Raw genomic sequence first — 12,610 nt, 5'->3', positions numbered from 1 at the left:
AGTTTCTTTGGGTAAGCCCTAATTACTCTCTTGGGTTGCGAGTGCGATGTCAGACTAATCAATTAGCAATAACCAGATTTTCAGTTTTGGCTAACCAATTTTTTGGGAGCTTACAATCTCACTACAAACCCAAGGAGTTTTTCATTCGTCTAGCTAACCCATTGTATGCCTAATTGTTCTGCAAATTGTTTGGCAATTGCTTCGGCATCATCGTTTTCGTCTAGCGGCTGAAATGCGATCGCTTTGTTATCCGTTTGTAAGGACTGTTCGGAGACAACTAAATCGTCGTCTTCTTCAGTCTCTTCTAGAAACTCGACCATCAAATAATCCACTAACTTTTTAACAGTGGGATAGTCAAAAGTCAGCGTAGCGGGCAAACGACAGCCTAAGCTATTTTGCAAATTATTTCTCAACTCCACTGATGTCAAAGAACTCATTCCCAAATCGAAAAATCCTTCAGTAACTGAGAATGCCCGCTCTTTCTGGTAGCCCAAAACTTTAGACACTTGAGATTGGACGTGGGCTAGTAAAAGTGGGTAATGTCGATCTTTTTCGGCCGCCTTGATTGTTTCCAATAAACTAACTGAAGTTTTTTCTTCCTCTTTCTTTTTGTCAGTAGTTTTTCGGAATTCAGTTAAGAAAGTGCTGTCAACTGGATATTTTGACCAGTTTATTGGCATTACACCAACTTGAGATATCTGGCCCTTTAACAAATTCCCAAATAAATACATTCCTTGATTAGGCGGAATCATTCCAAAGCCAATTGCCTCCCAACGATTTTGAAGATTTGCATCTAGTCGCGTGGCCATCCCAGAGCTCGCCCAAGGTCCCCAGTTAATGCTGGTAGCAGGCAATCCTAATGCTTGTCGGTGATGACAAAGTGCATCTATAAAGGTGTTGGCCGCAGCATAATTTCCTTGACCTAGCGCTCCTAAAACTGAGGTCATAGAGGAGAAGCAGACAAAGAAATCTAATGGCATTTCTTTGGTCAATTGGTGCAAGTTCCAAGTACCTTTAACTTTGGGAGCCATTACTTTTGAGAAGCGTTTATGGGTTTGATTGCGGAGCATTCCATCATCTAAAACACCTGCGGTATGAACTACTCCTCGCAAAGGAATGTCGGTTTCAGCAATTAGTGTAGCTACGCTATCGGGTTGGGAAATATCGGTTTTGACGATTTTTACCGAGGCTCCTTTGTCTTCCAATTGCTTGACTGCTGCTTGTGCTTCTGGTGATGCTGCTCCTTGTCTTCCCACTAGCAACAGGTGGCGTGCGCCTTGTTCGACAAGGTAATTTGCTACTTGCAGTCCTAATGCTCCGAGGCCACCAGTTATTAAATAACTGCCTGATGAATTAATATTTGGTGAATGAGCGATCGCTTTAGCATCGGCACGTTTCAATCGCGCGACATAACGCTCTTCATTCCGAAAAGCTACTTGCTCTTCTTGCTCTGGGAAGAGAAGTTCTGCGACCAACATTTCGATTTCTTTGGCTTGCCGAGAATTCAGGTCTACGCAGACTGTTTCTAGTTCGGGATGTTCTAGAACGATCGCGCGAGCTAAACCCACTAATGGCGATTGCTCTACTTGTAAGGGGGCTTTTGTTACTGGTTGCCCGTTATGTGTAACTAAGCATAAGCGAGGCATCTTTTTCCCCCAATGATGATGAGGAATTTCAGATAATGCTTGAACCAAATACAACGCACCAGTGCATAAATCCAGTGCTGTTGTTGGAACGTCTGAAATTTCTAGGTTTCGATCGCTCCCCCACAAATAAACAATGCCTCGACAGACTGATTGCTCTTTTTTGACTATTGCGGAAATTAGCTGCTGGAAGTCTTGCCGTTCAGCAGGGTTGATTTGATAGCGATCGCCTTCTAATAATGAAAATGACGAGCCTGGGGAAACGAAAATACAGCGATCGCCCTGCTTGTTAAGCAGCTCAGCTAAGGAATTGCTGACCTCACCTCCATCGCTAAAAATCAGCCAGCTACCTGCTTTAGATTTTTTGTCATCCGTTATCGCCAGCGGCTTTACTTCCCAACCAATTCTGTACAACCAATCATCTGTTTGATTGGCTAGCAAAGCAGTTTGATTGGCACGGCGTACCTGTAAGTTAATCAAGTCAGCTACTGCTACTCCATTCTCATCAACCAAATGTAAATCGAAAGCAGTCAGCAAACCAGAGCTGCCCTGATTTGATGATTGATGAACGTGACACCAAATGCTTGTGCTAGGCCGGCTCAAGAAATTTAGACGCTCTAAACCAACTAAAAAGTAAGTCTTGCGATCGCTCTCAACACCATCTTCAAGAGCAGCCGCCAAAAGCTGTAAGCAACCATCTAACAGCAGCGGATGTAAAATATCCTTTGCATCGCTCTCTACCATCTGCGGCAATTTAATCTTACCAAGCACTTCTGGTGACTCACCCTGAGAACACCACAACTTCTCAATTACTTGGAAGTTCGGTCCGTACTCTACTCCCAAATCGCTGAATTTTTGGTAATAGCCCTTAATTTCAATCTCTTGATTAACTTTTTGCTTCAAGGCGGCCAAATCTAAAGGAGTTTTTGCCGATAGAGTTTTTCCACTCAAAAGATCACCTTGAGCGTGGCGAGTCCATGTTTCATTCTCATCAACATTATCTGAGTTTTTGCGACCGAAAATCTCAAATTCATACCCTAATTCATTGGGTGTTAAAACTAATTGAACTGAGACTGTTTCTTCAGCATCTAAAACTAGCGATTGTTGGATCAGAAATTCTTCAACTACTAATTGTGGATAACTCTCTCCCGCTCCCCCTCCGAAGATTTTCGCTCCTGCTGCTAACGCTATTTCCACATAAGCTGCGGTGGGGAAAATGAATTTCTCGTAAAGAGCATGATCCGCTAAATATGCAGGAAAATTGGAGCTGACTTGACTTTCAAAAACTATTTGTTGATTTTTTATAGCTGCACTCCGAATTCGCTGACCTAGCAAAGGATGGCGATCGCTCTGCATCCCAAATTCATTCTGAAGTTGTCTTTGTGCAACATCAATCCAGTAGCGCTCTTGCTGCCAAGGATAAGTTGGTACAGAAACTTGGCGGTGAGCCGAGTCGCGATGGAAACCCTCCCAATCAATTGCCACGCCTCGTACATACAATTGACCCACAGCCTGAAGCAGTCCTTGCCAATCGCTTTGCTCTAGCTGTAGTGTCGGTAGCCATGTTCCATAGCCAGAGGGTAAACAATTACGTCCCATTCCCAGCAAAATTGGCTGTGGTCCCAGCTCCACAAATATCTCCACTCCTTCTCTATGTAATGTCTCCATAGATGCGGCAAATTTCACTGGTTTGATTACATGATCTACCCAATATTCAGGGTTAGTAGGTAACTGACTCTCAAAAGCACCTGTGACATTGGAGATAAAGTTGAGTCTGGGTTGGTGGAAAGTCACCTCTTGCACTACCTTCCGAAATTCAGCCAGCATTGGCTTCATTAAAGCTGAATGGAAGGCATGGGAAACTTTTAAGCGCTTAGTTTTTATGCCCTTGCTTTCTAATTCCTGCACTACCCGACGTACTGCTTCCCCTGCACCAGAAATAACTACGCTATTGGGCCCGTTGATGGCTGCGATGCTTACTGAGTCAAGTCCTTGCAGTGCTTCTACTACTTGTTCAACGGAAGCTAATAGCGATACCATTTCGCCGTTGGATGGCAGTTTTTGCATTAAACTTCCTCTGGCTGAAATCATTTTCAAGCCGTCTTCCAACGAGAATATCCCTGCTACGCAAGCTGCTACGTATTCCCCAACGCTATGACCCATGACTGCGCTTGGTTCAAGGCCCCACGATTTCCATAATTCGGCTAGAGCGTACTCTATGGCAAACAAAGCTGGTTGGGTATAAGCAGTTTGCTCTAAAAGGGAATTGTCATCATTTTGGTAGAGGATTGAGAGTAGCGATCGCTCGCTTATGCCGATGGTATTTAAAATTTCCTGACAGCGTTCTAGGGATTTCCGAAATGTTGGTTGTGTTTCGTATAGCTTCCGTCCCATCCCTAGATACTGGGAACCTTGACCTGTGAATAGAAAGGCAATTTGAGGTTGGCTTTCGCTCTTGCTACCTCCGTACAAATGAGTGCTTTCCGCTCCTCCTAAATTAGCTAATAATTTTTCCCGTGCCTGAGAAACTGAGTCGGCAACCACAGCTAAACGTTCGTGGAAATGAGTCCGCCGAGTATTAGTTGTGTAACAGACATCCGCCCACTCTAAGTTAGGATGAGTGGCTAAGTGTTCTGAGTAGTTGCGAACCATCTGTTCAAGTGCAGGTTTGGTTTTGGCGCTGAGGGTGAGCAGATGTTGGGGGCGCTCGACAGTTTCTGCCTCGCTTTTTGTTACTGGCGGTGCTTCTGATAGCACGACGTGAGCGTTGGTGCCGCTAAACCCAAAGGAGCTGATTCCAGCAATTCGTTGTTTATTGACTGTTGACCAGGGTGTTAATTGGCTGGGTACTTCCAGCGGTAGTTGATCCCAAGGAATGTAAGGGTTAGGTTTCTGAAAGTGGAGGTGAGGGGGAATCTCTTTATGTTGCAAGGAGAGAACAACTTTGATCAAACCTGCTATACCAGCCGCTGCTTCTGGGTGTCCGATATTGGTTTTAACGGAGCCTACGAACAAGGGTTCTTCCCTCTCGCTAAAGATGCTACCCAAGGCGTTTGCTTCAATTGGATCTCCCAAGGAAGTGCCCGTGCCATGTGCCTCAATATAGCTAACTTCCTTCGGTTTAACACCTGCATTTTTCAGTGCTTGACGAACTACTGCTTCCTGAGAAGGCCCGCTAGGTACGGTTAGACCGCCACTGGCTCCATCTTGATTGATGGCGGAACCTCGAATTAATGCTAAAATGTTGTCGCGATCGCGGATGGCTTGACTAAGGCGCTTCAAAACCACAACACCACAACCTTCACTGCGGACATACCCATTTGCACTAGCATCAAAGGTTTTACAACGACCATCTGGAGCTAGCATCCGCGCTTTTGTGAAATTGATGCTTAGGCTTGGTGCCAAGAGCAAGTTCACACCTCCGACTAAAGCTAGGTCGGATTCTCTGTTACGCAAGCTGTTTGCAGCCAGATGTACCGCCACGAGGGAGGAAGAACAAGCTGTATCTACTACCATGCTTGCTCCTTTCAATCCCAAACTATAAGACAAGCGTCCTGCTGCTGGGCTCAAAAGGGTTCCTGTGCCTAAGTGAGCATCGATTTGCGATCGCGCTTCCGACAGGCGCATAGCATAGTCAAAGGTGCTAATGGCAATAAATACGCCAGTGGGAGTACCAAATAGCTTTTCTGATGACTGACCGCCATTTTCTAAGGCCTCAAAACTTACTTCTAGCAGTAGCCGCTGCTGTGGGTCAAGGGACATTGCTTCCCGAGGCGAGATCCCAAAGAAGTGAGCGTCAAACTTATCCACTTCCGATAAAAAGCCACCATAACGGCTAGACATCTTTCCTGGCGCATCTGGATTGGGATCGTAACAGGAATCAATCTTCCATCGGTTGGAAGGCACTTCCTTAATCGCATCCACACCATTTGAGAGCAGGTGCCAAAAAGACTCTGTATCTTTTGCGCCAGGAAAACGGCAACTCATGCCAATGATGGCAATTGGTTCTTCTTTTGCTTGCTGAACTGCCTCTAGTTTGGTACGTGCTTCCTCTAGGGCGTTGAGCAACTGTAATGTTGTTGGTTTGGCGGGAGTTTGTGTCATGTTAAATATTACCTAGTAGTTTATTGAGTTCTTCGTACTTGCTAGCAAGTAAGATGTCCACTTCCTCTTCTGGAAGTTCTTCAAATACTTGGGTGGATGTCGTTTGCTCTTCTTCTGGTGGCTGGATACTCATATCCTCTAGAACTAGAACCTCTTGCAGCAGATAATTCACCAATGCTTCTAAGGTTGGATAGTCAAAGAGTAAAGTTGAGCGCAAGGAATGTTCGACACTTTTTTCAAGATAGTTTCTCAATTCCACCGCCATTAGGGAGTCAAGTCCCAAGTCGAACAAAGACTGTCGCGGCTCAATCCTCGTACTGGCATTCAATCCGATTACATTTCTAATGGCAGAACGAACATGATCCATCAAGATTGTTCGGCGGTCATTAGCCAGACTAGCTTTTAGTTGGGAAAGTAAGACTGGTCTATCTTGAGATGGTGTAACAATTGTTTGGAAATTTTCAAAGAATGGCGTAATTTCTGGCAGTCGTTCCAAGAATTTTGGCCAGTTCATAGGCAGTATCCCTACTCGATCGCAGTCTTCGTTTTTGACCAAGTAGTCTAATGCTTGCAAGCCTTGTTCAGTTGGAATGATCCCCCAACCTTGGGCTTTCAAGCGACTAGCAAAAGTTGCTGCCATTCCCACCTCGCCCCAAGGTCCCCAATTTATGCTCAAACTTGGTAAACCTTGCGATCGCCGATAATGAGCTAAGCCATCAAGGAAGGCATTAGCTGCGGCATAGTTGCTTTGACCTGCGTTCCCCAACAAAGAGGCAGCGGAGGAAAAACAGACAAAAAAGTCCAAGAGTAAATCTTGAGTCAAGGTATGCAAATTCCAAGCTCCTTGTACTTTTGATGCCATGACTTTTTTGAAGCGAGTAGGTGTTTGCTCTTTCAATAAGCCATCATCTAAAACACCTGCGGTATGAACAATTCCACGTAAATTAGGACATTCACTCAGTATTTTTTTGACATCCTCCCGATCGGAAATATCGGCATTAATTACGGAGACTTTAGCACCAGCCTGCTCTAATTTTTTGATAGCTTCATTTGCTGCTTTTTTGACACTGCTTCGTCCCGTCAGGACTAGATGTTTAGCACCTTGTTCTACCAACCACTCAGCCACTTTTAATCCTAATGCTCCCAATCCTCCCGCAATTAGGTAACTGCTGTCTGGGCGAACCCTTGCATTTTCTGGAGTCTGAAAACTTAACACCACTTTACCAATATGCTTGGCTTGCTGCATATAGCGGAAAGCATTTACAAATTCGGTAATTGGGAACACTTTGGAAGGTAATGGTTTAAGCTTACCTTCTTTGAACATAGTCATCAATTCCAGAAACATTGAAGAAATTTCTGCACCATCCATCTCTCCTAAATCAAAGGGGAAATAAGCAGCATCGGGGCGAATTGCTTCCAATTTCTGCTCATCCCAAATGCCAAATTTACCGATTTCTACAAAGCGCCCTCCTTGGGTAAGTACGTCAAAGCTGCGATCGATAAACTTGCCAGTTAGACTGTTGAGGATGACATTCACGCCTTTGCCATTGGTGGCAGTCATTACCTGTTCGGCAAAATCAAGGTTGCGCGAGTTGTATATATGTTTAACACCAAGGGACTTTAAAAAATCCCACTTAGGCGGGCTAGCCGTCGCAAAAATTTCTGCTCCTTTAAGCTTGGCCAATTGAAGAGCTGCTAGACCTACACCTCCAGCCGCATTATGAATCAACACTCGATCTGTTGGGCCAATTTGAGCGCATTTGACTAGGCCGTAATAGGCTGTCAAAAAAGTAACAGGAATCGTTGCCGCTTCTTCAAAACTGAGTTCAGATGGCTTAAGAACTACCAATTTTGCTTTAGCCTTGACCGTACTTGCCAAACTACCTGATGCGTAGGCAATGACAGCATCGCCTACTTTAAAGTCAGAGACTTGTTTGCCAACGCGCTCGATCGTGCCTGCACACTCAAAGCCGAACAATATATCGCTGGCCGTTGCAGCAATACCTAAAGACTCCTCGAATTCGCGCATCATGCCTAAAGCGCGTAGCACATCTCTAAAATTAAGTCCGCTTGCCCGAACTTTGAGCTCTACTTCATCAGGTGCCAAAGTTGGGGCAGTTAAGGGAACCAAAGTTAAGTTGTCGAGCGTGCCATAGCTGGTCAACTTCAGCGCTACAGGAGCAATGCTTGGTGCTTGTATGGGGTGGAAAGGCTCTAATCTAGCTACATAGCGTGTCCCGTTTCGATAAGCAATTTGGTCTTCTCGATCGGGTGCGAGTAGTTCTTGGAGTAAAGACTTAACCGTTTCAGGGGAATGGCGATCGGATGGTAAGTCTAAACAAGTGGTGGAAAATTCGGGGTGTTCTAGAGAGATCGTTTTACCTAGTCCCCAGATCGGTGTTTGCCAGAAAGCAACTGCATCATCTTTGAGCGCCGACTGTGCCCCTTGCGTAACCAACCACAATCGAGGGGAAGTCTTTGCTGAAGTCAGAGATTGAACTAGATGCAATACTTGCTCGCAGCTTGAATCGCAGGAGTCATTTCGATCGAGGCTCCAAAGGTACACTACGCCTTGATAGGATTTACTCGCCAACAATTTCTGCCAGTCGGCTGGGTCTGTCCAGTTAATAGCATATTGCTCTGGCTTGGAGCTCCCATCAGTTGTTTTGGCATAGACGAGGTGCGATCGCTGTCCGCTTCCCTTCAACAAGTCAGCCAAGGTTTCGGCTACACCAGTGCGATCTGCCAAAATTAACCAATCGCCTTTGTTTGTTGTGCTTGCAGTCCCCGCTGTTTTTTTGACTTCTTTCCAGGCAACTTGCACAAGCCAATCTTTCCAGGGTTGCTTCTGCTGTAATGCTTTCAACCGAGCCTTTTTCAGTTGCAAGCCGATCGCTTCGGCATAAACTTGACCATCTTTCCCAATTAACTGCAAGTCTGCCTTCAGGGTTTCTTGACCGGGCTGACCGTGAAGTTTAACGTAACTAAAAATTTCTTTGCTAGGATGCTGCCAAAAGGTGAAATGTGGGTAGCCGACTGGTAAATAAGTTTCGGCAAAGTCGGCAGGCATAGCTGCTAAAATTACTTGGAAACATCCATCCAAAAGCGCTGGATGCCAATGATAGGGATGGTTGACCAGGTTTTTAGCTAACTGAACTTGTCCGAGGGCTTCTCCCTCAGAACGCCACAAGCGGCGCAAACTTTGGAAGCTACCTTCATAGACCATTCCTCGATCGGCAACTTGCTGATAGAAAGTTTTGATGTCTTTATGTTCTTGGAGATTAGCTTGTAAAGCAGTTAAATTTGTGTTTGGTTCAAGATTTGCTCTCTCTTTACCTACATTAATCTTTCCGGCTGCGTAGCGCGTCCAAGTTGGGTCCTCGTTAATTAAATCTAAACTGAAAATTTGCCATGAATAGCCTTCAGCAGTGGCAGTTAAAATTAGTTGAACTGTTTGAGGTTCTTCTAGCTTGAGAGCTTTTTCAATTACTACATCTTCAAAGGCGATCGCGCGTTGTCCAAAAAGTTGATTTCCCGCTGCTAAAACCATCTCGAAGTAGGCGGAAGCCGGCATAATTGCTTGACCGAAAGCACGATGTTCTGCTAAATAGGGCAGATCGTCGGTAGAAAGATAAGCCTCAAACTGAACTTCTCCTTGTTTGAGTACGGATGAATAAATCCTCTCTTGTAGTAAGGGATGTCCGCAGATTTCACTGCTCTTTCTGGCAATACGTTCTTGTCTGACATCAATCCAACAGCGCTCTTTTTGAAAGGGATAAGTTGGTAACACCACTTTGCGACGGTGTTGGTCTTGGAAAAACTCTTTCCAATTTATATTGACTCCGCGAACATACAATTGAGCTAAACTTTCCACTAAAGTGGATGATTGTGTATCAGGACGGATACTAGGTAGCCACGTCAGGCGTTTTTCCTCATCAACTAGGCAACTAGCTCCCATACCTAAGAGAATTGGTTTAGAACCGATTTCTACAAAGCATTCTATTCCCATCTTTTGTAGGGTATTCATGCCATCGGCAAATCTCACGGGCTGGCGAATATGACGAGTCCAATAATCTGATGTGGCGACATCGTCCGTTACTCGCTCGCCTGTGATATTAGATATCAGCGGTAATTTGGGTACAGAGTATATCACCTCCCCAGCAACTTGAGCAAAGGGCTTTAATACTGGCTCTATTAGCGGCGAATGGAAGGCATGAGAAACTGTTAGCTCATGGGTTTTGATCTGCTTGGTTTTCAACTCGGCGACGATCGCATCTATGGCCTTGCTATCACCGGAAATGACTATGCTCTGCGGGCCATTGATTGCGGCTATAGAAACTTGGCTGCTGTATGGCGCGATCGCTAATTCTATCAGGGCTTCAGTCGCCATAACGCTGACCATTTTGCCATGCGCTTCTTGTGGCAATTGCTGTATTAGTTGTCCGCGAGTTGCGATTAGCTTTAAGCCATCTTCCAAGCTAAACACCCCTGCCACACAAGCTGCGACATACTCGCCTACACTATGTCCCATAACAACATCCGGTAGGATGCCCCAGGATTTCCACAACTCGGCTAGAGCGTATTCAAAGGCAAAGATCGCGGGTTGTGTATAGACTGTGAGATCGATGATGTTTTCTGGTCGATCGGGATAAAGTATTGACAGCAATGGTCGGTCTAAATAAGAACGCAGTATTTCATCGCATCGCTGCAACGCTTGGCGAAAAGTAGGTTGCGTCTCATAAAGTTCGCGTCCCATATCAACGTATTGCGAACCTTGTCCGGTGAACAAGAAAGCGATTTTAGGCGTTGCTTGGTAAGCATCACCTTGGATTGTGCCTGTAATTTGTTTGCCCTTGATAAAAGCATCAAGCTGTTGGGAGATATTTGCTTTCGAGTTAGCAAAAATAGCTAACCGATTGGCAAAATGGGTGCGTCCAGCGGCGGCTGTATAGCAAATATTTGCTATAGAATCCTCTGTCTTGTCCAAGAAAGTTAAATAACGATGGACGAGATCGGTGAGAGCTTTTTCGTTCTTACCAGATAAAGTAAGTAGATGGTATAAAGGTTCAATTACCTCGGTAGAAGACTCAACTTGCGGTAGCGTTGGGGCTGCTTCAACAATTACATGAGCATTGGTTCCACTCATACCAAATGCACTTAGGCCTGCCAGTTTTGGTTCATGTTCTGGCCAAGGCATCAGCTCCGTTGCTACAGTAACTGGTAATTTCTGCCAAGGAATACGCGGATTAGGTTTATCAAAATGTAAGTTGGGGGGGATCTGGTTATGCTGAAGTGAAAGTACAACTTTCATTAAACTAGCTACACCTGCGGCTGCCCCTAAATGCCCCATATTGGTTTTCATCGATCCAATTACTAATGGATCTTGACGATCTTTACCTAATACTTTTGCTAAGGCTATAACTTCAATTGGGTCGCCTAAAGGCGTTCCGGTTCCGTGTGTCTCAACAAATTGCACCTGCTTAGGCTCAATGTGAGCGTTTTCTACAGCTTGGCGCAGCATTGCTTCCTGTGCGGCACTAGCAGGTGTTGTCAGGGTTAAACTGTACCCATCGTGATTGATGACTGTACCTCGGATCGTGGCTAAGATCGGATCGCGATCGCGAATAGCATCGGAGAGACGTTTGAGAATAACAACGCCACAACCCTCTCCTTGTACGAATCCATCTACTGAATCCGAGAAGGTTTTGCAGCGACCATCTTTAGCTAACACTTTCATCTGGCAGAAACCAACTGTCAGTTTCGGAGAGAGTAGGAGACTGACACCACCAGCTATAGCCAGATTGCACTCACCATCGTGCAGGGATTGACAGGCCAAATGGACGGAAACTAATGCTGAGGAACAAGCTGTATCAATTTGCATTGTTGGGCCATGCAAGTCCAATACATAGGCTATTCGCCCTGCTGATAGGCTTCGTAAATTGCTCAATGTCGGGTAAGCATTGATTTCACTAGGATTCACCATATAAAAGCGTTCGGCCGAGTAATCATCCCAGTGAATCCCGACAAATACACCTGTCTGGCTACCTGCTAAAGATGTGGGTGCAATTCCCGCGTTTTCCAGAGCTTCCCAACTTACTTCTAGTAGCAAACGTTGTTGAGGATCTAAGCTTGCTGCTTCTCGCGATGCCATCCGAAAAAATTCGGCATCAAACTGTTCTATCTCATCTGTATCTAAGAAAGCCGCAGAACGCACATAAAACTTGCCCGGTGCAGGATTAGGGTCATAGTATCTCTCTAGATCCCAACGAGAAGAGGGAATATCTGTGACAGCATTTACGCCATTACGCAACAGTTCCCAGAATGCTTCTGGGGTGTCGGCATTTCCTGGGAAACGGCATCCCATCCCAACGATCGCAATTGGTTCCTTCTGACGATTTTCCAGAATATCGGAATCATGGTTAGGATGAGTGATTTTGTTCATGATTGATTTTTTTGAGAAAGGTTAAGATTCTTGCAAATTAGGATAGACACGAAGGGTCAGAAAATTCTAATGTGGGGGTTGGAGTCAATTAGAAAGAAATGAGCGATTAAATCCTATGTTTACTTTTGTATCGGGGAATAATACCTTCTTAGTTCATACCTGTGACACCAATTTACCAAGTATATAAGCTTTGATATTGTCAATTGTTTCAAAGTTCTTCAATACAAGTTCTTCAGGTTCCCAAAATATTCCAAATTCTTCTTCGACAAAGCGCACCAACCGAAAGATATCCATTGAGTCTATGATTCGTTGCTCAATGATCTTTAAATTGTTGGTTAGAACCAAGTTTGTTTGGTCATAGGCCAACTCTTGAATAATAAACTCTTTGAGCATTTGTTCGACTTTTTCTTCTGTCATTGTA

General features: G+C 44.9%; 3 protein-coding genes. All 3 read right to left on the bottom strand.

Features of this window, described 5'->3' with window-relative positions; genetic code table 11:
* Window positions 1–149 precede the first annotated feature (149 nt).
* Window positions 150–5,747: a type I polyketide synthase gene (locus tag OSCIL6407_RS0128715; protein WP_007358367.1), complete on the bottom strand. Its 5,598-nt coding sequence runs from the start codon at window positions 5,745–5,747 to the stop codon at window positions 150–152.
* A gap of 1 nt (window position 5,748) precedes the next feature.
* Complete coding sequence (locus OSCIL6407_RS0128710; RefSeq protein ID WP_007358366.1) at window positions 5,749–12,189, bottom strand: type I polyketide synthase; 6,441 nt, start codon at window positions 12,187–12,189, stop codon at window positions 5,749–5,751.
* A gap of 153 nt (window positions 12,190–12,342) precedes the next feature.
* Window positions 12,343–12,606, bottom strand: coding sequence for an acyl carrier protein (locus OSCIL6407_RS0128705; RefSeq protein WP_007358365.1), 264 nt, complete (start codon window positions 12,604–12,606; stop codon window positions 12,343–12,345).
* Window positions 12,607–12,610 lie beyond the last annotated feature (4 nt).

The sequence above is a fragment of the Kamptonema formosum PCC 6407 genome, assembly GCF_000332155.1.
Classification (GTDB): Bacteria; Cyanobacteriota; Cyanobacteriia; order Cyanobacteriales; family Microcoleaceae; genus Kamptonema; species Kamptonema formosum.
The sequence above is the reverse complement of the archived record's forward strand: the minus strand, read 5'-3'. Positions and strand labels throughout refer to the sequence as shown.

Coding starts and splice junctions, on each gene's coding strand:
- OSCIL6407_RS0128710 (WP_007358366.1), bottom strand. CDS start 12,189: ATGAACAAAATCACTCATCCTAACCATGATTCCGATATTCTGGAAAAT.
- OSCIL6407_RS0128705 (WP_007358365.1), bottom strand. CDS start 12,606: ATGACAGAAGAAAAAGTCGAACAAATGCTCAAAGAGTTTATTATTCAA.
- OSCIL6407_RS0128715 (WP_007358367.1), bottom strand. CDS start 5,747: ATGACACAAACTCCCGCCAAACCAACAACATTACAGTTGCTCAACGCC.